Annotated in this window: 27 protein-coding genes; 21 read left to right on the forward strand and 6 right to left on the reverse strand. The window is 66.9% G+C overall.

The genetic code is table 11. The features are described 5' to 3' along the window. Nucleotides 1-17 precede the first annotated feature (17 nt). The 13 genes from E0L93_RS14035 to E0L93_RS14090 are packed head-to-tail and all read left to right on the forward strand — an operon-like array spanning nucleotide 18 to nucleotide 9621. The gene (locus E0L93_RS14035) at nucleotides 18-965 is read left to right on the forward strand and encodes a Phenylacetic acid catabolic protein (protein ID WP_132692703.1); all 948 of its coding nucleotides are present in this window, start codon (nucleotides 18-20) and stop codon (nucleotides 963-965) included. A gap of 4 nt (nucleotides 966-969) precedes the next feature. Then, nucleotides 970-1284, forward strand: coding sequence for a metal-sulfur cluster assembly factor (locus tag E0L93_RS14040; protein ID WP_132692704.1), 315 nt, complete (start codon nucleotides 970-972; stop codon nucleotides 1282-1284). Nucleotide 1285: 1 nt separating this feature from the next. Then, nucleotides 1286-1498: a hypothetical protein gene (locus E0L93_RS14045; protein ID WP_132692705.1), complete on the forward strand. Its 213-nt coding sequence runs from the start codon at nucleotides 1286-1288 to the stop codon at nucleotides 1496-1498. A 9-nt stretch (nucleotides 1499-1507) separates the two neighbouring features. Continuing rightward, nucleotides 1508-1708 (forward strand): hypothetical protein, encoded by a 201-nt coding sequence (locus E0L93_RS14050; protein WP_132692706.1) that lies wholly within the window; start codon nucleotides 1508-1510, stop codon nucleotides 1706-1708. After that, nucleotides 1705-2517: a Phenylacetic acid catabolic protein gene (locus tag E0L93_RS14055; RefSeq protein WP_132692707.1), complete on the forward strand. Its 813-nt coding sequence runs from the start codon at nucleotides 1705-1707 to the stop codon at nucleotides 2515-2517. Before E0L93_RS14050 ends, E0L93_RS14055 begins: the two co-directional genes overlap by 4 nt. Then, on the forward strand, nucleotides 2454-2663 hold the full coding sequence (locus E0L93_RS16665) for a PaaD-like zinc ribbon domain-containing protein (RefSeq protein WP_424511431.1): 210 nt from the start codon (nucleotides 2454-2456) through the stop codon (nucleotides 2661-2663). The genes E0L93_RS14055 and E0L93_RS16665 overlap by 64 nt, the downstream gene beginning before the upstream one ends. Next, entirely contained in the window at nucleotides 2660-3445 is a 786-nt protein-coding gene (locus E0L93_RS14060; protein ID WP_132692708.1) for an enoyl-CoA hydratase/isomerase family protein, read from the forward strand. The genes E0L93_RS16665 and E0L93_RS14060 overlap by 4 nt, the downstream gene beginning before the upstream one ends. A 1-nt stretch (nucleotide 3446) precedes the next feature. Beyond that, nucleotides 3447-3968 carry a gamma carbonic anhydrase family protein gene (locus E0L93_RS14065; RefSeq protein ID WP_132692709.1) on the forward strand — a complete coding sequence of 174 codons (522 nt, stop codon included), beginning with the start codon at nucleotides 3447-3449 and terminating at the stop codon, nucleotides 3966-3968. 10 nt (nucleotides 3969-3978) lie between these two features. Further along, nucleotides 3979-5421 carry an aldehyde dehydrogenase family protein gene (locus E0L93_RS14070; RefSeq protein ID WP_132692710.1) on the forward strand — a complete coding sequence of 481 codons (1443 nt, stop codon included), beginning with the start codon at nucleotides 3979-3981 and terminating at the stop codon, nucleotides 5419-5421. 18 nt (nucleotides 5422-5439) lie between these two features. Continuing rightward, nucleotides 5440-6216 carry an enoyl-CoA hydratase/isomerase family protein gene (locus E0L93_RS14075; RefSeq protein ID WP_132692711.1) on the forward strand — a complete coding sequence of 259 codons (777 nt, stop codon included), beginning with the start codon at nucleotides 5440-5442 and terminating at the stop codon, nucleotides 6214-6216. Between the two features lie 11 nt (nucleotides 6217-6227). Beyond that, nucleotides 6228-6854 (forward strand): TetR family transcriptional regulator, encoded by a 627-nt coding sequence (locus tag E0L93_RS14080; RefSeq protein ID WP_132692712.1) that lies wholly within the window; start codon nucleotides 6228-6230, stop codon nucleotides 6852-6854. Beyond that, on the forward strand, nucleotides 6847-7848 hold the full coding sequence (locus E0L93_RS14085; protein WP_132692713.1) for an MBL fold metallo-hydrolase: 1002 nt from the start codon (nucleotides 6847-6849) through the stop codon (nucleotides 7846-7848). Before E0L93_RS14080 ends, E0L93_RS14085 begins: the two co-directional genes overlap by 8 nt. Beyond that, complete coding sequence (locus E0L93_RS14090) at nucleotides 7849-9621, forward strand: adenine deaminase C-terminal domain-containing protein (RefSeq protein ID WP_132692714.1); 1773 nt, start codon at nucleotides 7849-7851, stop codon at nucleotides 9619-9621. Here the strand turns inward: E0L93_RS14090 and E0L93_RS14095 are convergent. Then, a complete protein-coding gene (locus E0L93_RS14095; protein ID WP_165874385.1) occupies nucleotides 9618-10187 on the reverse strand; it encodes a metal-dependent hydrolase in 570 nt (189 codons plus the stop codon). The genes E0L93_RS14090 and E0L93_RS14095 overlap by 4 nt on opposite strands. Nucleotides 10188-10255: 68 nt before the next feature. Between E0L93_RS14095 and E0L93_RS14100 the strand changes: the two genes are divergently transcribed. Then, entirely contained in the window at nucleotides 10256-11194 is a 939-nt protein-coding gene (locus tag E0L93_RS14100; protein ID WP_132692716.1) for a lipid kinase, read from the forward strand. Here the strand turns inward: E0L93_RS14100 and E0L93_RS14105 are convergent. Both E0L93_RS14105 and E0L93_RS14110 read right to left on the reverse strand, forming a co-directional pair. Beyond that, the gene (locus tag E0L93_RS14105) at nucleotides 11191-11424 is read right to left on the reverse strand and encodes a hypothetical protein (protein ID WP_132692717.1); all 234 of its coding nucleotides are present in this window, start codon (nucleotides 11422-11424) and stop codon (nucleotides 11191-11193) included. The genes E0L93_RS14100 and E0L93_RS14105 overlap by 4 nt on opposite strands. Before the next feature lie 66 nt (nucleotides 11425-11490). Continuing rightward, a complete protein-coding gene (locus tag E0L93_RS14110) occupies nucleotides 11491-11772 on the reverse strand; it encodes a hypothetical protein (protein WP_132692718.1) in 282 nt (93 codons plus the stop codon). Nucleotides 11773-11867: 95 nt separating this feature from the next. On the opposite strand from E0L93_RS14110, the gene E0L93_RS14115 reads away from it, so the two are divergent. Further along, nucleotides 11868-13496, forward strand: coding sequence for an IS1634 family transposase (locus tag E0L93_RS14115; RefSeq protein WP_132692719.1), 1629 nt, complete (start codon nucleotides 11868-11870; stop codon nucleotides 13494-13496). A gap of 18 nt (nucleotides 13497-13514) precedes the next feature. On the opposite strand, the gene E0L93_RS14120 is transcribed toward E0L93_RS14115, so the two are convergent. The 3 genes from E0L93_RS14120 to E0L93_RS15935 all read right to left on the reverse strand — a co-directional run bounded on the left by E0L93_RS14120 (nucleotide 13515) and on the right by E0L93_RS15935 (nucleotide 15480). Next, entirely contained in the window at nucleotides 13515-13838 is a 324-nt protein-coding gene (locus tag E0L93_RS14120; protein ID WP_207890521.1) for a calcium-binding protein, read from the reverse strand. Between the two features lie 234 nt (nucleotides 13839-14072). After that, nucleotides 14073-15182, reverse strand: coding sequence for an ABC transporter permease (locus E0L93_RS14125; RefSeq protein ID WP_132692721.1), 1110 nt, complete (start codon nucleotides 15180-15182; stop codon nucleotides 14073-14075). Nucleotides 15183-15324: 142 nt separating this feature from the next. Next, entirely contained in the window at nucleotides 15325-15480 is a 156-nt protein-coding gene (locus tag E0L93_RS15935; RefSeq protein ID WP_165874386.1) for a hypothetical protein, read from the reverse strand. Nucleotides 15481-15591: 111 nt separating this feature from the next. Between E0L93_RS15935 and msrB the strand changes: the two genes are divergently transcribed. The 6 genes from msrB to E0L93_RS14155 form a co-directional block, all read left to right on the forward strand. After that, on the forward strand, nucleotides 15592-15999 hold the full coding sequence (msrB, locus tag E0L93_RS14130; RefSeq protein ID WP_132692722.1) for a peptide-methionine (R)-S-oxide reductase MsrB: 408 nt from the start codon (nucleotides 15592-15594) through the stop codon (nucleotides 15997-15999). 219 nt (nucleotides 16000-16218) lie between these two features. Further along, a complete protein-coding gene (locus E0L93_RS14135; RefSeq protein ID WP_207890522.1) occupies nucleotides 16219-16806 on the forward strand; it encodes a DUF3105 domain-containing protein in 588 nt (195 codons plus the stop codon). 7 nt (nucleotides 16807-16813) lie between these two features. Then, complete coding sequence (locus E0L93_RS14140; RefSeq protein ID WP_132692723.1) at nucleotides 16814-17461, forward strand: DUF305 domain-containing protein; 648 nt, start codon at nucleotides 16814-16816, stop codon at nucleotides 17459-17461. 207 nt (nucleotides 17462-17668) lie between these two features. Next, the gene (locus E0L93_RS14145) at nucleotides 17669-18235 is read left to right on the forward strand and encodes an ArsR/SmtB family transcription factor (protein ID WP_132692724.1); all 567 of its coding nucleotides are present in this window, start codon (nucleotides 17669-17671) and stop codon (nucleotides 18233-18235) included. Beyond that, a complete protein-coding gene (locus E0L93_RS14150; protein ID WP_165874387.1) occupies nucleotides 18232-19497 on the forward strand; it encodes an MFS transporter in 1266 nt (421 codons plus the stop codon). The genes E0L93_RS14145 and E0L93_RS14150 overlap by 4 nt, the downstream gene beginning before the upstream one ends. A gap of 205 nt (nucleotides 19498-19702) precedes the next feature. After that, the coding region (locus E0L93_RS14155; RefSeq protein WP_165874388.1) for an MFS transporter at nucleotides 19703-20983 on the forward strand (1281 nt) is incomplete at its 3' end.

The raw sequence follows: 20983 nt of genomic DNA on the forward strand, positions 1-20983 counted from the left end.
AGCGAGGTGAGGTGGTTATGACGGCGGTGACCGAAGAGATTCTCTTGGAGAGGATCCGGAGCGGGAGGCTTATAGAGTCTCCGGAGCAGGCGACGGAGCGGTACATCGAGGGGTTGAAGCGGACCCTGATCGTCTCTGCGGACACGGAGCTGATCAGTGCGCCGGCCTACATGAACGCGACTAAAGACTTCTCGACGCTTCCGAGCGTCAACAACTACATCACGGTGATGGGTATCGTGCAGGATGAGCTCGGGCACGCGCACATCGCCTACCGGATGTTGCGGGATCTCGGGGTGGACACCGAGGAGCTCGTCTACGAGCGCGAGCCGCGGAAGTTCAAGTACCCCTATGCTTTTGACGTACCGCTGGAGAGTTTCACGGAGCTGGTGGTCGCCAACGGGTTCTACGACCGGGCCGGTTTCGTGTTGCTCAGCGACATCCACCGCAACTGTTCCTACGGGCCGTGGAAGCGGGCGCTCGTGAAGGTGGACCGGGAGGAGAACTTCCACCTCCGGCACGGGGAGAAGTGGATGAAGGTCTTCGCCCGCGACCCGGAGAAGAAGGAGGAGCTGCAGCGGGCGGTGGACTGGATGTTCGTGCTTACGCTGGAGTGGTTCGGGCTGCCGGACAGCCTGAAGCGGCACAACGAGCAGATAGAGTACGGCTACAAGGGTTCGACCAACGATCAGCTAAGGCAGACCTGGATGAGCCACACCGTTCCGCTGTGCGAGTCTCTGGGGCTTAAGGTGCCGGCTCACTACGACGAGGAGCTGGGCGAGTACGTCATAGACTGTCCGTTCCCGGCGCAGTTCGACGAGGAAGAGAAGCGGTGGCTCTTCGAGGAGGGGCAGATCTCCTGGGACGACGTTCTGGAGCGCTGGAAGAAGCGGGGGCCCAAGAACGAGGAGTACGTGGCGCACATCCAGCGCGGCTACAAGGAGCTCTACGCCGGTGGCAGGGGATAGAGAGATGCGGAAGACGAGAACCGAGGAAGAGGTGCGCGACGCGCTGCGGGAGGTGCTCGACCCCGAGTACCCCGTCAGTCTGGTGGATCTCGGGCTCATCCGGGGCATACGGGTGGACGGGGCGGTCGCCAGGATAAAGCTCACGTACACCTGCATGGGATGTCCGGCGATGGACATGATCCAGGACGACGTGCGCGAGCGGCTGCTTCAGATGGACGGGATCGAAGAGGTGGACATCGAGGTCGTCTGGCCCACCTGGTCGAAGAAGGACATCACGCCTCTGGGCCGGAAGCAGCTCCGGCAGGTGGGGGTGATCTAGGATGCGTCCGGTCGAGAACTACGAGGTCTTCGCGGCCCGGTCTAAGAAGGGTTCTGCCGGCAAGGAGTTTCCCCTCCGGCACAACGGCAACGTCCGGGCTGCAGAGCCCCGGGAGGCAGCGGTCTATGCGCACCTGATGTACGACGAGTGGCACTGGCGCGAGATGTTCGTCGTGCCGAGTAAGGCCATCGTCCGGGTTATAAGGCCGGAGTAGGGAGGAGCGATGGAGCGGTACCTGGTCTTCGCGCGCGACCGTTACGATGAGCCGCTGGAGCACCGGGGCGAGGTTGAGGCCCCGGACGAGGAGGCGGCGGCGAAGGCGGCGCTGGAGCGCTACGGGAAGGACTGGCTAGAGCTCTCGCTCGTGCCGGTGGGCAAGATCTACTGGGCCGGGCGCGAGGAAGAAGTGGAGGTGGAGGCGTGACCGAACGGCTGGAGGGGAACGAGGAGGTGGCGCCCGGACGCGGGGCGCAGGCCGAGTTCCTGGTGGACAACGACGAGGCTCTGGCCGCGCTCGTGAACCTGATCGCGGTCATAGGAGACAACGAGTACTTCCTCGGCCGCCGCGTCTCCGAGTGGGCCGACGCCGCGCCCCTGCTCGAGTCCGCCACCGCCTGCGCCGCCATAACGCAGGACAAGCTCGGTCACTCGCGGGCGATCTACCCCCTTCTGGAGGAGCTTCCGTGGCCGAAGGCTCCCACGGGTCTGCAGGGTGAGGTGGACCGGGCGCGGCGTTACTCGGTGAGCTTCCTGGACGAGCCGTTCCCGAGCTGGTCGCACGTCGTGGCGGCGCTCGCGCTCGTCGGGCCCGCTGTGAACGTCGTGCTGGAGGCGGTCAAGGACTCCCGCTACGAGGCGCTCGCCAGAAGAGCGCAGCGCATCCTGGACGAAGAGAAGCTCACTTCGGCCTACGCGGAGGGGCTGGTGCGCCAGATCTGCCACGAGGAGCGCGGGCACAGGCTCTTCCAGGAGCGGGTGGACGAGCTCTTCACCGAGATGCTTCTGTGGTTCGGTCCGGAGGGCGAGGAGGGTATAGAAGCTCTCAGGGAGGAGGGCCTCGTCAGTATGGGCAACGAGGAGATGCGCCAGAGGTACTTGAGCCGCGTCGTCCCGCTGCTGCAGGAGTGCGGCATAGAGGTCCCGGTCGGGCGCAACGAGAGCGAGGGGAGATGGGAGTACGGAGAGCTGCCGTGGAACGAGTGGAACCAGCTCCAGAGAAGGCTGAAGAGGTAGGGGCCGGAAAGGAGGGGCGGGAGCCGGCCTGCCCCTGGTGCGGCTCGCCGGAGGCAGAGAAGGTCTCCGACTACGGGCCGCATCTGATGGTCTGCCAGTACATCTGCCGCGGGTGCAACAGCCCCTTCGAAGTCATCAAGCGATGACCGGGGACGGCGGGCTGATTACGTCCCTTGAGGAGGGCATCCTGCTCGTCCGGCTGAACCGTCCCGAGCGGCGCAACGCCCTCGACGAGGCGCTGCAGGGCGAGCTGCTGGAGCTGCTGCTGAGGGCGGAGCGGGACCGGGAGGTGCGCGGCGTCATCCTGACCGGCAGCGGCGGGGCCTTCTCTGCCGGGGGCGACCTCTCCCGCTTCGAGCGGGAGTGGAGCCCGGCCGAGTTCCGGGCTCAGAGTCACGAGCTGACGCGGCTTGTTACCTCGGTCGAGCGGCTGGAGAAGCCCGTGATCGCGGCCATCAACGGGCTCGCGACCGGGGCCGGGACGCAGCTCGCGCTTGCCTGCGACCTGAGGATCGCCTCGGAGAACGCAAGCTTCCTCTTCCGGGAGGGCATGATCGGGCTCATCCCCAGCCACGGCGGCTGTGTGCGGCTGGTGAAGCTCGTCGGGCTGGCGCGGGCGCGGGACATCCTGCTCGGCGGCGAGGATCTAAGCGCAAAAGAGGCCTTCCGGCACGGGCTGGTCACGAAGGTGGTGCCGCCCGGAGAGCTGCTGGACGAGGCCCGCGTCCGGCTGCATCATATATTCCGGCGTGCGCCGCAGGCCTACGGGCTGGCCAAGCGGCTGCTGCACCTCTCCGCCAGCGCGGACATGGAGAGCGGCATGTTCGCCGAGAGCCTGGCCCAGAGCCTGCTGGTCACGACGCAGGATCACCGGGAGGGCGTCCGGGCGGCGCGGGAGCGCCGCCGGCCCGTCTTCAGGGGGGAGTAGCTTGGCTCATCTGTACGAGTTCGACGGCAAGGAGCCGCGGGTCGCGCCGGACGCGTTCGTCGCGCCGACCGCCGCGCTCATCGGGGATGTGGTCGTGGAGTCCGGGGCCAGCGTGTGGTTCGGCGCGGTGCTGCGGGGGGACTTCAACCGGATCGTGATCGGGTCCGGGACCACGGTGCAGGACAACAGCGTGATACATTCGGCTGCGGACCGGCCGACCCTGATCGGGAAGAACGTCACCATCGGGCACCTCTCGATGGCCGAGGGCTGCACCATCGAGGACGGGGCGCTAATCGGGATGGGCAGCATCGTGCTGCACCGGGCGCGGGTGGGGAGCCGGGCGATGCTGGCGGCCGGTTCGGTGGTGCGCGAGGAGCAGGAGATCCCGCCCGGGGTGCTGGCCGCCGGGGTTCCTGCGCGGGTCAAGAAGGAGCTGGAGGGCAGCGCCCTCGACTGGGTGGAGCGGGCGGCGCTGGAGTACCAGGACCTCCGCCTCAGGTACATGCAGCAAGCGATGAGATAGGAGGCACGATATGGCAGAGCTTCTGATAGGCGGCGAGCGGACGGCGGCGAAGTCCGGCGAGGAGATACCGGTCGTCAACCCGGCGAACGAGGAGACGCTGGAGAGCGTCCCGAAAGCCGGCCCGGAGGACGTGGACGCCGCGGTCGCCGCGGCGAAGGCGGCATTCGAGGAGTGGTCCCGCACCGACGCCGACGAGCGCGCCTCCCTCATGCGCGAGGGGATCGCGCGCATAAAGGGGGAGCAGAAGGAGCTGGCGCGGCTGCTGGTGCAGGAGAACGGCAAGCCGTTCGCCGAGGCGATGGGCGAGATCTCCCACTTCCTGCACGGCATGAGCTACTACGCGGACCTGGCGAGCAAGATCCAGGGCTCCTACACCGAGCTGCCCTCTGCTCTGGGCAGGAGCTACGGCATGGTCATCAAGCGCCCGGTGGGAGTCTGCGCCGCCATAACCCCGTTCAACTTCCCCCTCACGCTGCTGGGGACCAAGATCGGCCCCGCGCTGGCGGCCGGGAACACCGTGGTCGCCAAGCCGGCCGAGACCACGCCGCTGGCCACCCTGAGGGTCGCGCAGCTCATGCAGGAGGCCGGGCTGCCCGCCGGGGTGCTGAACGTCGTAACCGGCGGGGCCGAGGCGGGCGAGGCGCTCGCCGGGCACCCCGGCGTGCGCCGCGTGGCCTTCACCGGCTCCACCGGCGTGGGGCGCAGGATCATGGAGCTCGCCGGCCCGCAGTTCAAGCGGGTGACGGTCGAGCTCGGCGGCTCCGACCCGGTCATCATCTGCCCGGACGCCGACGTGGAGAGCGCGGTCAGGGGCGTGACCATCGGGCGGTTCTTCAACGCCGGGCAGGCGTGCCTGGCGGCCAAGCGGGTCTACGTGTTCGAGGAGGTCTACGACCAATTTATGGAGAGCCTTCTGAAGCGGGTCGCCCGCTACGAGCTCGGGGACGGGCTCGAGAAGGCGGAGAAGCCGAAGGTGAGGATGGGCCCCATGCACACCGACCGCTACCGGCAGCAGATCTCAGACCAGCTCCAGGACGCGGTGGATAAGGGGGCGAAGGTCGCTTGCGGCGGCGGCTTCCCGGACGGCAGGGGGTACTTCTTCGAGCCGACCGTGGTCGAAGACGCCCCGCACGGCAGCCGCTTGGCCACCGAAGAGGTCTTCGGGCCGGTGCTGCCGGTGTGGAGGGTGAGCGGCATGGACGAGGCCATCCGGCTCGCCAACGACTCGCCCTACGGGCTCGGGTCCAGCATCTGGACCCAGAACGTGAAGTGGGTGCACCGTGCCGCGCAGGAGATAGAGGCCGGTATGACCTGGGTCAACCAGCTCCACTACGGCTACGACGAGCTGCCGTTCGGCGGCGTCAAGCAGTCCGGCATAGGGCGCGAGCACGGGCAGGAGGCCATCGAGTACTATGTGGAGAGCAAGGCCGTCGTCGTCGGCGGCCTGGACTAGCAGGGAGGGGTGATCGCTATGGCCGTAGGGTATACGCGCGAGGGCGACGTGGGTTTCGTCACCCTGGACCGCCCGCCCGCCAACAGCTACGACTACGAATTCATGCGCGAGCTCGGCGAGTCCGTCCGGGCGGCGGCCGCCGATGGTGAGTGCCGGGTCGTGGTGGTCCGGAGCGCCTCGGAGAAGTTCTTCTCCGCCGGGGCGGACGTCAAGGCGTTCAACGCCAACACGACCGAGCAGAACATGGAGATGATCCGGCTCGCACACGAGAACCTGGCCTGGATGGCCCGCGTCCCCAAGGTATTCATCGCCCAGATCGCGGGCAACGCTTTAGGCGGCGGGCTGGAGATAGCGCTGGCCTGCGACCTGCGCTTCGGGGCCGAGGGGGAGTACTACCTGGGCCTGCCGGAGGTCACGCTCGGGCTGCTGCCGGGCAACGGCGGCACCCAGCGGCTGCCGCGCCTGATCGGGTGGAGCAGGGCCCTGGACCTCATGGTCACGGGGAGGCGGCTCTCGCCCGCCGAAGCGCACGAGCTCGGCATCCTGGACTACCTGTACCCGGCCGGAGAGCTGGAGGAGAGGACGCTGGAGTACGCCCGCGCGCTGGCCGGGGGCGCGGGCCAGGCGATAGGGCAGATCAAGGTCGCCGTGCACGAGGGGCTGGACCGGCCGCTGGACGACGCCCTGCGCCTGGAGCGCGAGCTGATAGAATCTCTCTTCCAGAGCCCGGACGCGCAGGAGGGAGTCCGGGCGTTTGCGGAGAAGCGCAAGCCGCGGTTCAACCGGAGCAGCTAGAAGAGGGGCGTTTGCAGCAGGGGATCCCGGACAACATAGAAGCACTCTCCCCGAAGCAGGTGCACCTGATCCGCAGCGCCTACCGGGTGATGGGGGAGAAGGGCACGGGCAACTTCTCCCTGCAGGATGTGGCCGACCGGGCCGGGGTGAGCAAGGCGATCCTGCCTTACTACTTCGGCTCCAAAGAGAACCTGATCCTGCTCACCATGCGCTGGGTCCTGACCCGGGTGGAGGAACGCATCCGGGCGGCCATCGCCGGAGCCACGACGGCCGAGGGGAAGGTCTCGGCCGCTCTGGATGCCATCTTCGTCGGGCCGGAGGCGAACCGGGAGTTCTACCTGACGTACCTGGACCTGCTGGGCTACGCCGCGCGGGTGGACAGCTTCGGGGACGTGGGCGTCGCCTTCCGGGACATCATCAACGACCTGTACGCAGACATAATCCGGCAGGGGGAGAAGGAGGGGGTCTTCCGCGTGGGGGAGGTGGAGGAGGCCGCCGCCACCATGCGCGCCATAATCGATGGGCTCTTCATCCAGTGGGTGCAGGAGCGGGACTGGAGGAAGCTGCACCCGCGCTACCGGGAGGTCTGCAAGCGCTCGGTCCTGACCTACCTGCGGAACGGAGCCGGAGATGTCTAGGGTCGCTCCCTCCGGGCTCGGGAGCCAGCCGGTCGGCGAGATCGCCGGGGTCGCCGAAGGGGTCTACCGGCTTAAGCTGCCGGTACCCTTCCCGCTCCGGTTCGTCGCGCCCTACCTGGTACGGGGCGAGGGCGGCTGGACCGCCATAGATGCGGGCTTCGACTACCCGCCCGCGCGCGAGGCGTGGGAACGGGGGGCGGCGGAGGTCGGGTGCGACCTGAGCCGCGACCTGGAGCGGGTCATCGTCACGCACCTGCACCCGGACCACATCGGGCTGGCCGGCTGGCTGCACGAGCGGAGCGGTGCTCCGGTCTACATGCTGGACGGCGAGATCCGGAACGCCCGCCGCCTGTGGGAGGGCCGCAGGACGGTGGAGGATTTCGTACGGTTCCTGGTGCGCTACGGGATGGACCGGGAGATGGCGGACCCGACGGCCGGCAGGACCCGGTTCAGCATCCGGCTGCCGGGAGAGATCCGGACGCTCCGCCCCGGCGAGGAGCTGGACCTGGGGAGCGTGCGCGCCCGAATCCTCCACGTCCCCGGCCACAGCGACTACCAGTTCATGCTGCACGACCCGGAGCGGCGGCTCCTGTTCGCCGCCGACCACATCCTGCTGGAGATAACGCCGAATATTGGGCTGTGGACCTACACCGAGCCGCACCCGCTCGCCCGCTACCTGGAGTCCCTGAAGCGGCTGCGGGGGCTGAAGACGGAGCTGGTGCTCCCGGCGCACGGTCCGCTCTTCCACGACCTGGACGGCCGGATAGAGGAGTTGCTGCAACACCACGCCGAGCGGCTGGACGTCACATACGAGGCCTTCAACGGCCGTCCCGAGACGCCCTACGCCATCGCCCGGCGGGTCTTCCGCGACGGCCTTACCGACCACGAGCTGCGCTTCGCGCTGGCCGAGACGCTGGCCCACCTGGAGCACCTGGTCTTGCAGGGCCGGGCCGAGAGGATCGAGGGCGAGCCGGTGACCTACCGGGCGAAGTAGGTGCGAGCACTCCCTGTAAGACCGGTCTCGAAGGAGGACCTGGCGCGCCTCATAGACGTCGCCCGCTTCCGGCGGCCCGCTACGGCCTGGATCCGGGGCGGCCGCGTCCTGAACGTCTATACCGGGAAGGTGGAGCCTGCGAACGTCGCGCTCTCCGGAGACCGCATCGCCTACGTCGGGGAGCGGGAGCCGCCGGCGGACGGCGGTACCGAGATCGTGGACGCGGGCGGCTACACCCTGGTGCCGGGCTACATCGAGCCGCACTCGCACCCCTCGCACATCTACAACCCGGTGACGCTCTCGGAGTTCGCTCTCACCCGCGGGACGACGACCCTCTTTCAGGACGACATCTTCTTCTTCCTCATGCTGGAGCAGGCGCAGCTTGAGTGCCTGATGGAGAAGGTCGCGGGGCTGCCGGCGAAGAACTTCTGGTGGGCGCGGCTGGACCCGCAGAAGACCGACCCCGAGCTGAAGATCCCGTTCACGCCGGAGCGGATCGGCCGGATGCTGGAGCACCCGCTGGTGATGCAGGCGGGCGAGATCACAGCCTGGAAGGAGCTGCTGGACGGCGACCCCGCGATGGTGGAGAAGATGCACACCGCGCGCGAGTCGGGGAAGCGGATCGAGGCCCACAACCCCGGGGCCACCTACGAGACCCTCTCCGCTATGGCCGCCGCCGGAGCCACCGCCTGCCACGAGAGCATCACCGCCGGGGAGGTGCTCCGGCGTCTTAAGGCCGGGATGTGGGCCACTCTGCGGCACTCCTCCATCCGGCCCGACCTGCCGGAGCTGCTGGAGGGGCTAAGAGAGGCCGGACACTCCTCCTGGAGCCGGGTGATGATGACCACGGACGGCTCCGCCCCCTTCTACTACGAGCGCGGGCACCAGGACTACCTGGTTAAGCTGGCGCTGAAGAGCGGCCTGGAGCCGGTAGAGGCCTACCGGATGGTCACCCTGAACCCGGCCACCTACTACGGGCTGGACGGCGAGCTCGGAGGGATAGCTCCGGGCCGGGTTGCGGACATCCTCTTCCTGGAGGGGCTTGAGAACCCTGCTCCCGCGCGGGTCATGGCGAACGGGGCGTTCTGCGCGGAGGAGGGGCGCCCGCTCGTGGAGTTCCCGCAGCCGGACTGGGAGGATCTCGGCGTGCGCCCGCTGCCGCGTCCGGAGTGGCGGGCGCGTCCGGATTGGTTCCGGGTCGCAGCAAGAGACGGGCCGTTCCCGGTCGGGGAGCTGGCGAACGCCGTGATCCTGCTCCGCAGCGACGAGGAGCTCCCGGCGAAGAACGGCGCGTACGATCTGGAGGCCCTCGGCGGGGACTACCTCCACGCCGCGCTCCTGGACTGCGGCGGGGAGTGGATCACGACCGGCGTCGTCAAGGGGTTCGGCCGGTTGGAGGCACTCGCCAGCACGTACAACATCTCCCGCGAGGTACTGGCGCTCGGGCGGGATGTGGAGCAGATGGCGCAGGCCGTAAACCGCGTGATGGCGCTGGGCGGCGGCATCTGCCTCTACGAAGGCGGGCGCCCGATCTTCGAGCTGCCGCTGCCGCTCTTCGGGGCTATGAGCCGGGAGCGGATGGACTCCCTCATGCGGAGCACCGGCGAGCTGTACGGGCTGCTGCGGGAGCGCGGCTACCGGCACGAGGACCCCATCTACTCCCTCCTCTTCTTCGCCGCCACGCACCTGCCCGCGCTCCGCTTCAGCCGGCGCGGGCTCCTGTTCGTGAAGACCGGGGAGATCCTGTCCCCGGCCAGGGCTCCCGGCCGCTAGCGGGCTTTCTCCCGCGGCTTCGCGCGGCTCCAGGTCCAGCGGAAGGCGATCCAGGCCAGGATCAGGAGCATCAGGCCGTGCTCGATAAGAAAGAACTCCCGGCCGTAGTACGCCGGATTCCAGTAGGAGACGGGGCTCGACCACTCCCAGCCCGAGAGCGGCCAGAATAAGGGCCGCGAGTCTTCCACGTGGGTGAGGAAGTCGGTGACGGCGTGCCCGGCCCACCCTATGAGGAACCACAGGAGCATCTTCTGCCGGTCGCGCCTCCGCAGCTGCAGCAACCCGTAGAGGGCGAGGAGCATCCCGACCGGGACCGCCGAGTGCAGCAGCGTGCCGGCGGTGCCGAAGGGGCCGGTGAAGTAGATCGCCTCCAGCACCTCCGGCGAACTCATCGAGGCCCACCCGTCGCGCAGGAAGGGCAGCCCGACGTAGTAGGCCGTGCCGGCGAAGGCCGGAACGTCCGGCAGCGCCGCCCCCGCGGCTCCGCACAGCGCCGCTTTCCGGGAGGCCCTGAAACCGTAGCGGGCCAGCGCCCACGTAAAGAAAGCGTGCGAGTAGGTGTTCACGCCGAAGATTCTATCCGAACCTCCGGAGGTTCGGATTCTCGGACTCCGGGTGTAAACTATCCGGCACCATGCAGAACGGTGCGCGATTCCGCCGGGCGGCCCTGATCGTCAACACCCGCTCCCGGAGCGGCCGGGAGGCCTACCGGGAGGCCCGGAGGCGCCTGGAATCCCTGGGGGTACCGCTCGAAGAGTCCTTCGCCCTCAAGGATCCCGTCCGGCTACCGGAGGCGGTCAAGGCCACCATAGACGACGGTCACGACCTGATCGTGCTCGGCGGCGGCGACGGTACGGTGAGCTCCGTGGTGGACTTCATGGCCCGCGGAGAGGCGACCTTCGGCCTGCTGCCGCTCGGGACCGCCAACGACTTCGCCCGGACTCTGGGGATACCCACCGACCTGCGGCGGGCCTGCGAGACCGTCGCGCGGGGCAAGGTCGTGGATGTGGACCTCGGGCTGGCGGACGACAACTACTACGTCAATGTTGCCTCGGTGGGGCTGAGCGCCGGTGTGACACGAGCGCTCTCTCCTGCGCTCAAGCGCCGGGCCGGGGCGCTGGCCTACCCGATAGCTGCGGTGCGCGCTTTCCTGGCGCACGAGCCGTTCTCCGCGACGCTCACCTTCCCGGAGGGGGATCACGAACCCGCAGCCTTCGACCGGCTGCTGCAGGTCGCCGTCGGCAACGGACGGTTCTACGGCGGGGGACTGGTCGTGGCGCCCGCGGCCGGTATAGACGACGGGCGACTGGATGTGTATGCGATCCGGCCCGACGGCCGCCGGGAGCTCGCCGGCGTGCTGCGCTACCTGCGCACCGGGGAGTTCGTCCGGAGAGACTGCGTCAGCCACTACGAGACCCGCCGGGTCCGGCTGGAGACGGAACCGCACCTGCCGGTGAACATAGACGGCGAGCTGGTCGCCGAGACCCCGGTGGAGTTCTCCGTGGTCCCGAACGCCCTGCGGGTTCTCGTCCCCCCCGACTCCACGGCCGCCCGGCGCGACCTGAACGTTTAGGCGCGGTCCCGCACCTCGCCTTTGCCGGCGGCCCTGGCGCAGTGAGCGCAGCAGAAGAGCGAGCCTCCCACCTGCACGCCGTGCCCGATGATCCTGCAACCGCAGTGCTCGCAGACGGGAGCCAGGGCGTGTATCGCGCACTCGAAGCTGTCGAATGTGTGCGACTCGCCCGCCGTAATGACCTCGAACGCAAGGTCGTAGTCGTTTCCGCATACCTCGCAGCGTGCCATGCGTGTCACTCCTTCCCGGGACTTTCGAAGTTGTTTACCCGCCGGGCTTGAGCGGCAAACCGCCGCTCAGCCGGAGTTCCCGGCCGCGGCCCGGGCCTGCTCCATCTCCTCGTAGGCGCGGCTGCGCCGGGCTTCGGCCGCCGTGAGGTCGGCCAGGAGCCGGCCTTCCAGAAACTCGTTGTGGCTTTCGCGGGCTATCCAGAGCCACTGCCGCAGGTAGTGAACGGCGGTCTCCGCGTCGTGGACCAGCCAGGCCTTCTCGTAGAGGAGGGCGTGCTGCTCGCAGAGCGCCAGGCATCTCTCACGCCTCGTGGCCGGCCGGCCGCAGATCTCGCCGCCGGAGGTCACCGCCTCGCAGAGGTGGGAGGGAGGCTGCTCCGGAGAGAGCTTCCCCTACACTCACATTCCGCAGGTTAGCCTTGCGGTTGAGATATTTTTAGAGCATGGACGAACATGCTCAGCAACCGCGAATCGAGGTTCAAGACATCGACCACCTGGGGATCGTGGCCGGCATAATCGATGATGTGGGCCTGGTCGAGGAAATCGACCATCTACTGGGTACGCACCCCCAGGAGCACATAAGTGCCGGCCAGACGGTGAAGGCCATGATCCTGAATGGGCTGGGCTTCGTGTCTGCCCCACTTTATCTTTTTGAAGAATTCTTCGTTGGCAAGGCCACCGAGCACCTGATCGGAGAAGGCATCGAAGCCGAGCACCTAAACGATGACCGGCTGGGGAGGATTTTGGACAAGCTCTTTGAGGCCGGATTGAGCGAGGTCTTTGTCGGCGTGGCGATGGAGGCCGCCCGCCGCTTCGGGGTCTCCTCGAAAAGCGTCCACCTGGACGCTACCTCCCTGCACGTCCATGGGCAGTACACCGGTGTTGAGCAAGAGCAGGAGCGTACTAAGGCCATCCGCATCACCCATGGCTACTCCCGCGACCACCGTCCCGACCTAAAGCAGTTCGTGGTGGATTTGATGAGCAGTGGCGATGGTGGTGTTCCGTTGTTTTTGCGGGTAGCCGATGGCAACGAGGCGGATCAGGCAACCTTCGCCGAGCTGATCCAGACCTTCAAAGCCCGGCTGGATCTGGAAGCGCTCTTTGTGGCCGACAGTGCTCTCTACGATGCCAAACATCTTCCCGCATTGAGCCACTTGCGTTGGCTGTGCCGGGTGCCGGCCACCCTCAAGGAGGCTAGGCGCCTGCTGGTTGAGACCCGGGAGGAAGCCTTCTTCGAAAGCGCACTTTTTGAAGGATACCGCATTGCTGAGGCTAAAAGCCACTACGGAGGAATGTCCCAACGCTGGCTGGTGGTGGAGAGCGAGGCGCGCACAGAGGCGGAGAAGGGGCAACTGGAGAAGCGATTAGAGCGAGCGGATCGGGAGGCCGCCAAGGAGTTAACCCGGCTCAAACGACAGAGCTTCAACTGCGAGGCGGACGCCCGCAAGGCAGCAGAGGATTTCGTTAAGGGGTTCAAGCATCACCGGCTCACCGAGCCTAAGGTTGTCGCCTTGAACAAGTATGGCAAAGTTGGTCGACCCGCCAAGAGGAGCCAGCCTCGGCGCTTGTACCGCATCGAGGCTGCTCTGGAGCGGGACGAGGCGGCTATCGATGAGGCGAAGAGGCGCGCGGGAAGATTCATTCTGGCCACAAACGTTTTGGACCATGAAGAGATCTCGGCTGACAAACTGCTCGCTGAGTACAAGGATCAGCATTCCGTTGAGCGAGGGTTTCGCTTCCTCAAGGATCCTTTGTTTTTCACCTCCAGTGTATTCGTGAAGAGCCCAAGGCGGGTAGCGGCCATCGCAATGATCATGGGGCTTTCCCTTTTGGTCTACGCTTTAGGAGAAAGGGCGTTGCGTCAGGCCTTAGAGGAGGCGGGAGCTTCAATCCGCCACCAGACGGGCAAGCCCACCGATCGGCCGACGCTACGGTGGGTATTCCAGCTTTTTCAGGCTTTGCACTTGTTGAGCGTGGATGGCACGAAGCGGATCGCCAACCTCACCGAGGAGCGAAAACGCATCTTGGGCTTTCTTGTGCCCAGCTGCCAACGATATTATTTGCTCAACTAATCTTTCTCTGTGTAGGCTTCAGAATCGGTAGCCTCTTACGCTCCAGTAGAGCCAATCATTGACGGCTTCTTCGGCTTCATCGCTGGCGTGGATGACCTCCAGCTGAGAGAGAGGAACCGCCAAGCCTTCCCCCTCCCAGCGCATCACCACGAACATCTCGCGCTCGCATTCTTCATCCGGAGCCATCCCCAGTACATCGACTTCATCTCCCACCTTCAGAGGAGAGGTCGCCCTTCTGGCGATACACCGAGCCAAGAAGGGGAAGGTGAGCTTGTCTTGGAGATAGCAGTACCAACCCATAGCCCGTTCTTCTTCGCCATAGCAATCGACGATGATCTCCATGTGGATTCGGTGCTCTCTGGCTTCGTCTGTTTCGACTCTAGACACGGCGGATCACCCCGTTTGCTAGCGCGTCTTCGTCCTACAGAGCATAAATTCTTCAGCTCATGCCGACAACGTGCGAAATGTGGGCTACACAATATCTCGCCCGCATTGAACAGGTTCATGCCGCCCGCCTTATCCACCCTCTCGCCTTCGGCATATTTTCGGCAGCGGGGACTGCGGGCTTTAGCGTCCCTAATACCGCAGCCTGTATCCCCGGCGCAGCAGCTCCACCGTGCCCAGGAAGGTGAGCAGAGCCAGGACTACCAGCCCCGCGAGCACGGGATACGCCGGGGTATCGGAGACGCCCAGCGCCGCGAAACGGAACGCGTCCACGGCGTAGAAGACGGGGTTGAGGTAAGTGGCTACCTGCAGGGGCGTCGGGAGCATCTGCACCGAGTAGAAGATACCGCCCAGGAACGCCAGCGGCTGAATGACGATGTTGTTGAGGAAGAAGATGTGGTCTATGCGGGTCGCCATTACCCCGGCCACCACGCCGAGGGCAGCGAAGGTCACGCTTACCGCCAGTCCCGCCACCGCCAGCAGCAGCGGGTGCTCGACCGAGAGGTCGGCCAGCGGTGCCGCCAGCGCGAACGTACCCAACCCGAGGAGCACCCCCCGCGTGACGCCGCCGAGGACGTAGGCCAGGGCCATCTGCAAGGGGGACATTGGGCTCATGAGCACGTCGTCTATATACCGGTCGCGCTTGGCGTCGAAGAGGCTTGAAGAGGTATTGCCGTAGGCGGCGGAGATGATGCTCATCAAGATCAGCCCGGGCAGGATAAACTCCAGATACGGTGTCCCTTCCACCTCCCGGATGCGGCTCCCCAACCCGTACCCGAAGACCACGATGAACAGCAGCGAGGTGAGCAGGGGAGAGAGCAGGGTCTGCGTCCAAACCCGCAAGAACCGCCGAACCTCCCGGCGCAAGAGCGCCCAGAATGGCAGAACCGAGAGCCGGTACCTCTCTGACGGCCCGGTGCTCTTGCCGACCCGGCTGCTGCTCAGCGCCTCCCGGATCATCTGCGGCGTGGGATATCCCCGCATCCCCTCGGGTGTCCGGTATACCCGGCACCCCAGATGCCACGATTCCCGGTCCCCAATGGGGAACAGATCCCGGCCGCCAACCCGGATTGTGGGACTGCCCGGGAACCTCAACCTCCGGGCCTCCTCTTCCGTGCTCACCGATGTCAGCCGGACCTCGGCCTCCAGCCGCTCCCGGGAGAGCGCCTCTTCGAGCGCTTTGCCGGCCGGCCCGTAGCCCGGACACCCCTCAAAGTACAGCAGTTCTACACGCAGGCGCACTTCTCTATCCTATCCGGTAAACCGGATGTATTCTACCCGACCGGACCGGGCGGCGAAGGGTTTACCGGCTTTCCTGCGACCTCGCGTCGCCAGAGCGCCCCGCCAGGACGGCGGGGCGCTCTGGCGATCCTCTGCGGGACGGCTAGCTCTTGACCAGCTCGCGCACCTTCTCAGTTACGGGCTTGGTCTTCTGGGACTTGCTCAGCTCCTCCTTCTGGCGCCGCCGACGCTCCTCCCGCTCGCGCAGCCTGCGGGCCTCTTCCTCGATCCTGTCGTCTCTGTGTAGATGGTGGCACATATCCCTGCCTCCTTCTGGCAAAGCCATCTACTTCATCTATCTACCACTATACCCGCGGTCCGCCGGCCCTAAACCTCCGGGCCGGCGTTTCGCCCGTGATAGAATCATCCCATGTCCGATACACCACAGAAGATAAACAAGACTGACGCGGAGTGGCGGGAGCAGCTCACTCCCGAACAGTACCGGGTGACCCGCAAGAAGGGCACGGAGATGGCCTTCACCGGCGAGTACTGGGATCACAAGGAGGAGGGAGTCTACCGCTGCGTCTGTTGCGGCACGCCCCTGTTCTCCTCGGAGGCCAAGTATGAGTCCGGGACCGGCTGGCCCAGCTTCTACGCTCCGGTGAGCGAGAGTAACGTCGAGACGGAGACCGACTACAGCTTCTTCATGCGCCGCACGGAGGTACACTGCGCGGCGTGCGAGGCGCACCTGGGGCACGTCTTCGACGACGGGCCGGAGCCCACGGGCAAGCGGTACTGCATCAACTCCGCCGCGCTGGACTTCGACTCGGCCGATTGAGAGCCCGGCCCGGGCTCCGGGAGAGGGCTGCGCTCGCCGTCCCGGAGCGTTCGCGCTGCCGCTCGCGGACCTGCCGGCTCTCTGCTGGTGGTCCCATAGGGGGCGTGTTCTAATGTTCCGGGCTGCAGCCCTGTGTACTCAGGCGTGAGACGGATCCGGGATTCCGCCGTACGTACAAGCAGAGGCACGAGCGAGCTTTAGAGAGGGAGGTAGAGAGGCTTGAGCCGTGGTGGGACGGGCAGGACGATCCGGGGCGGCCGGGGCATCCGGCCGGCGTACATCGTGGTCGGTGTGATACTGGTCGCGATCCTCGGAGCCTTCATTGCGGTGGTAGTGGCGACGCAGGGCCAGCAGGCAGCCGCCGGGGCCCCCGAAGGCACCGAGACCTTCGACATAACGGACCGCACCCACACCCAGGGAGAGGTGGACTACGAGCAGACCCCCCCGGCCGGCGGGCCCCACCACCCCGTCTGGCAGAACTGCGGCTTCTACTCCGAGCCGGTGGTAGACGAGCACGCGGTGCACTCCCTGGAGCACGGTGCGGTCTGGATCACCTACAGCCCGGACCTGCCTCAGGAGCAGGTGGATACGCTGCGTAACATAGCCACCGGCCAGACCTACATCCTGGTGAGCCCGTACGAAGGGCTGCCCTCGCCGGTAGTGGCCTCGGCGTGGAATCACCAGATACAGCTCGACTCGGCCGACGACCCGCGCCTGCAGGAGTTCATCGAGGCCTTCCGGCTCGGACCCCAGACCCCGGAGCCCGGCGCACCCTGCACCAACGGTATCGGAGAGCCGGAGGCGTAGGCCCGCGGTGATCTCCGGCACGCGGCTCGCTTCACTGGTAGCCGCTGTCGCGACGGTCGTGGCGGTGGCGTCCGTGATCCTGCTCTACACCTCCCGGCCGCCCGCCACCGACTCGCCGGAGGCCAGCTTTGCCCGCGACATGATGGTCCACCACGACCAGGCGGTGGAGATGGCCGGCATCATCCGCGACCGCACCAACGACGAGCACATCCGCGCCCTCGCCACCGACATCCTGCTCACCCAGCAGGGCCAGATCGGCCAGATGCAGGGCTGGCTGGACGTGTGGGGCCTCCCGGCCACCGGGCCGGAGCCCCCGATGGCCTGGATGGGACACCCGGTAGAAGAGGGCCGGATGCCCGGCATGGCCCCGCAGGAAGAGGTCAACCGCCTCCACACCCTGCCGCCGGAAGAAGCGGACGTCCTCTTCCTCCGGCTCATGATCCCGCACCACGAAGCCGCCCTCCCGATGTCCGAAGCGATAATCGAGCGGACCGGCCGCCCGGAGGTGATCCGGCTCGCCGAGAGTATCGCCGCCTCCCAGGCAGCCGAGATAGAGGTCATGCAGCAGATGCTCGAAGAGCGGGGCGAGGACCGCTTGGAAGATGAACCCGCCCCGCACGAACACCACCCCGGCCGCTCAGACCACGGGCACTAGCTCTTAGAATTTCAGCCGGCCAGAGGAGTTATGTGGGATGATTGCGGAGCCACCCACACCCGAAGCCCTTGACACATGGTCTGAAATTACAGACAATATAACATAAACAGACTAATAGATAAATGCAGACCTGGTAGATCGGAGGCGGCGGGGGGAGGTTGGTGGCAGAGATGCGGCGGGATCTCTTGCGGCGTGGGAGGTGGTGTCATGGCCGGGAAGCCGGACTATGAGCTGGACGATGTGCTAGAGGTGCGGGATCCGGCGCAGTTCAAGGCGGCCGGGGATCCGATCCGGCACAGGATCATCAGCCTCCTCTCCGAGCGGGCGGCGACGACCAGCCAGCTTGCGGAGGCGCTGGGGCAGCCGAAGGGGAACATCGGGCATCATCTGAAGGTACTGGAGCGGGCCGGTCTGGTGCGGGTGGTCAGGACGCGGCAGGTGCGCGCGATCACGGAGAAGTACTACGGGAGGACGGCGCGGCTCTTCAACTTCCGCGACATGCACGATGTATATCCGGAGGACGATTTCAGGATCTTTCGGGAGGTGATGGGGGAGTGGGATCGTCCGGAGCCGGGGGAGCCGCGTCCGGATCTCGCTTCCACCCTGCGCCACGCTCGGATACCGGCCTCGAAGGCCGAGGAGTTCAACCGGAAGGTACTGGAGCTGGCCGACGAGTTCTCGAGCTACGAGAGCGTACCGGGCGAGAGGGTCTACGGTTTTCTGGCGGCCGTGTATCTGACGGATCTGCCGGAGCTGCCAGAGGAAGAGGAGTGAGGGCGCTCTTCGGCGGGTTGCCGCCCCGGTATTGGCGGGTCTGGGCTGCCAGCGCGTGTTCCAACCTGAGCGACGGGGTGTATCTGGTAGCGGCTCCGCTGCTGGCTGCGACCCTGACCCGCGACCCGGCGCTGGTGGCCGGGGTGAGCGTTGCTTTCGGTTTGCCCTGGATGCTCTTCCCGCTCGTCTCCGGCGCGCTAGTGGACCGGTTCGACCGCCGGACGGCGATGGGGGTGTGCAACCTCGTCCGGGCGGCGCTGGTCGGGGTGCTGGGGGTCTCGGTCTTACTCGGGTGGGTGAGCCTGCCCCTGATGTATGCCATCTTCTTCCTGCTGGGTGCGAACGAGACCTTCTACGACAACGCGGCCCAGGCGATAATCCCGGCCGTCGTGCGGCGGGAGCAGCTGGAGAAGGCCAACGGCCGGCTCTTCGCCGCCGAGCTGGTCAACAACCAGCTCGCCGGGCCGCCGTTGGGAGGCTTCCTCTTCGGGATGGCTGCGGCCCTGCCGTTCCTACTGGGGGCCGGGGCGTACGCGTTCGCCATCGCCGCGATCTTCTCGCTCAAGGGCAGCTTCCGTCCGGAGAAGGAGGAGGGTGCGCCGCCGACGACCATCCTCTCTGAGATCGGGGAGGGGCTGCGGTGGCTCTACGGCCACCGGCTGCTGCGGCTGCTGGCGGTGATGCTCGGGGTCTTCAACATGATGTTCTCGGCCGGGGCCGCCATCTTCGTCCTCTTCGCGCAGGACATCCTGGGCTTGGGCAGCTTCGGTTTCGGCGTTCTGATGACCGCCGGAGCGGTCGGGGGCCTGATCGGGAGCTTCACGGCGGACAAGGTCGTCGGCATCCTCGGGTCCGGCCGGGCGCTCTTCGGATGCGCGCTGCTCTCCGCCGCGAGCTCGGCCGTGATCGCGACATCCGCCAGCCCGTACGTCGTCGGGGCGATGCTCGCTCTGGAGGGTATCACCGTCGTGACCTGGAACGTCATCACGGTCTCCTTGCGGCAGGCCATAATCCCCGGGCGGCTCTTCGGGCGGGTGAACAGCGTCTACCGGCTGCTCGGCTGGGGCGGGATCCCGCTCGGCGCGCTGCTGGGCGGCTTCCTGGCGCGCGAGCTCGGGCTGACCGCTCCGTTCTGGGCCTCTGCCGGGGTTCTGGCGCTGGTTGCGGGGGCCATCTTCTTTTTCATCGGCAATCGGGCCATAGCCGACGCCCGCGCCGCCGCGGAGCCGGAGAGGTTCGCGGGCCGGGATATCGGGAGCTAGTCTCCCGGTCCGTGCTCCCGGACCCGGCCGGGCTTCACGATCCGGTTTCTCCCCTTTGGCGCGCGCCGTTCCCCTCCCTTCATGAGTGTTGCGGCCTGAGCGCGGCGATGCCCGAAAGTTCGGCGGACGGCATATATATACGGGCCCGGCTCTGTGAACGCCTCACGGGTTGCGGCCTCCGGCCGCGGGTATCATGCGGGGTGTTGTGCTGAGCTCGGGAGACAGAGCGGGGCGGCTCCGGCGGGAGCTCGGGCGTTTCGACCGGCGGGTGTGGCTGCTCTTCGGGGCGATGCTGGCCTTCCGGTTCGGGCAGGGGCTCTACTACCCCTTCAGCACCATCTACTTCCACAATGTGGTGGGAATCCCGCTCTCGCTGGTAGGTGTGGGGCTGGCCGCGCTCTCGGCCGCTGCGGTGGTCTCCGGGTTCGTCTCCGGACCGCTCGCCGACCGCTACGGGCGCAAGCCGCTGATGGTTGTGGCTCTCTCCGGGAGTGCGTTCACCTTCGGCGCGTTCGCCTTCGTGCAGGGCTTCTACGGGTACCTGCTGGTCTCCATCGTGGCGGGGCTGGCGGGGCACGGGATGTTCGACGCCGCGCGCAACGCGATGGTCGCCGATGTGACGGAGGCGCACCTGCGCGCCCGGGCGTACGGGATCATCCGGGTGGGGGCGAACGTCGGGTGGGCTCTGGGACCGGCGGTCGCCGGGCTCGTGGCGGCCGCTTACGACACGGGCGGCGTCTACCGGGCGCTCTTCCTGGCGACCGGCGGGCTGATGGCTGTGGTGCTGGTCTCGCTCGCGCTGCTGGTGCGGGAGTCGCTGCCTGCGCCGGAGGATGCGGCTACGATGAGGGCTGCGCCGGCCGCCGGGCTTCGGGCGGCGCTCGCGGACTGGCCGTTCGTGCTCTTTTTAGGCTGCTGCGTGCTGCTCTACTACGTCTTTACGCAGAACTGGCAGGCGCTCCCGGTCTACTCCAAGAACTTCCTCGGGCTCCCGGACTGGCAGATCGGGCTGTTCTTGAGCGGCAACGGGGTGATGGTGATCCTGCTCCAGCTCCCGATAGCGCTCGCGCTGGACCGCCACAGGTCGAAGGTGGCCTCGCTGATCGTGGCGGCCGCCCTGTTCGCGGCGTCCTCGGTTACCCTGCTCCTCACGGAGTCTTTCTGGGGGGTCCTGCTGGCGTTCGCCGGATTCTTCACGCTGGCCGAGATGGTGCTGGAGGTGGCCGGAGCCGCTGCAGCAGCGGATCTCGCCCCGGCCAAATGGCGCGGGACGTACATGGCGCTCTTCGGGACCTGCTGGGGCGTGGCCTACGGGGTGAGCCCCATCGTCTCCGGCGTGCTGCTGGACGCGGCGCTGCCGGCCCTGATCTGGTGGCTGCAGCTCGGAGCGGTGTCGCTGGCCGCTCTGGGGTTGGCGTTGCTGGCCAGAAAAGAGCGCCGGGGGTGCGGGGCCGGGACGCCGGGGGGGGGGGGCGCGGAGGGTGTG

Origin of the sequence: Rubrobacter taiwanensis (assembly GCF_004337705.1) — a bacterium.
GTDB classification, from domain to species: domain Bacteria; phylum Actinomycetota; class Rubrobacteria; order Rubrobacterales; family Rubrobacteraceae; genus Rubrobacter_C; species Rubrobacter_C taiwanensis.

Bases quoted from the DNA above. Each gene is read 5' to 3' on its own strand.
- msrB (WP_132692722.1), top strand. From the start codon at position 15,592: ATGTCCGATACACCACAGAAGATAAACAAGACTGACGCGGAGTGGCGG.
- E0L93_RS14050 (WP_132692706.1), top strand. From the start codon at position 1,508: ATGGAGCGGTACCTGGTCTTCGCGCGCGACCGTTACGATGAGCCGCTG.
- E0L93_RS14060 (WP_132692708.1), top strand. From the start codon at position 2,660: ATGACCGGGGACGGCGGGCTGATTACGTCCCTTGAGGAGGGCATCCTG.
- E0L93_RS14100 (WP_132692716.1), top strand. From the start codon at position 10,256: ATGCAGAACGGTGCGCGATTCCGCCGGGCGGCCCTGATCGTCAACACC.
- E0L93_RS14045 (WP_132692705.1), top strand. From the start codon at position 1,286: ATGCGTCCGGTCGAGAACTACGAGGTCTTCGCGGCCCGGTCTAAGAAG.
- E0L93_RS14105 (WP_132692717.1), bottom strand. From the start codon at position 11,424: ATGGCACGCTGCGAGGTATGCGGAAACGACTACGACCTTGCGTTCGAG.
- E0L93_RS14070 (WP_132692710.1), top strand. From the start codon at position 3,979: ATGGCAGAGCTTCTGATAGGCGGCGAGCGGACGGCGGCGAAGTCCGGC.
- E0L93_RS14040 (WP_132692704.1), top strand. From the start codon at position 970: ATGCGGAAGACGAGAACCGAGGAAGAGGTGCGCGACGCGCTGCGGGAG.
- E0L93_RS14145 (WP_132692724.1), top strand. From the start codon at position 17,669: ATGGCCGGGAAGCCGGACTATGAGCTGGACGATGTGCTAGAGGTGCGG.
- E0L93_RS14075 (WP_132692711.1), top strand. From the start codon at position 5,440: ATGGCCGTAGGGTATACGCGCGAGGGCGACGTGGGTTTCGTCACCCTG.
- E0L93_RS14035 (WP_132692703.1), top strand. From the start codon at position 18: ATGACGGCGGTGACCGAAGAGATTCTCTTGGAGAGGATCCGGAGCGGG.
- E0L93_RS15935 (WP_165874386.1), bottom strand. From the start codon at position 15,480: ATGTGCCACCATCTACACAGAGACGACAGGATCGAGGAAGAGGCCCGC.
- E0L93_RS14120 (WP_207890521.1), bottom strand. From the start codon at position 13,838: ATGGAGATCATCGTCGATTGCTATGGCGAAGAAGAACGGGCTATGGGT.
- E0L93_RS14115 (WP_132692719.1), top strand. From the start codon at position 11,868: ATGGACGAACATGCTCAGCAACCGCGAATCGAGGTTCAAGACATCGAC.
- E0L93_RS16665 (WP_424511431.1), top strand. From the start codon at position 2,454: ATGGGAGTACGGAGAGCTGCCGTGGAACGAGTGGAACCAGCTCCAGAG.
- E0L93_RS14085 (WP_132692713.1), top strand. From the start codon at position 6,847: ATGTCTAGGGTCGCTCCCTCCGGGCTCGGGAGCCAGCCGGTCGGCGAG.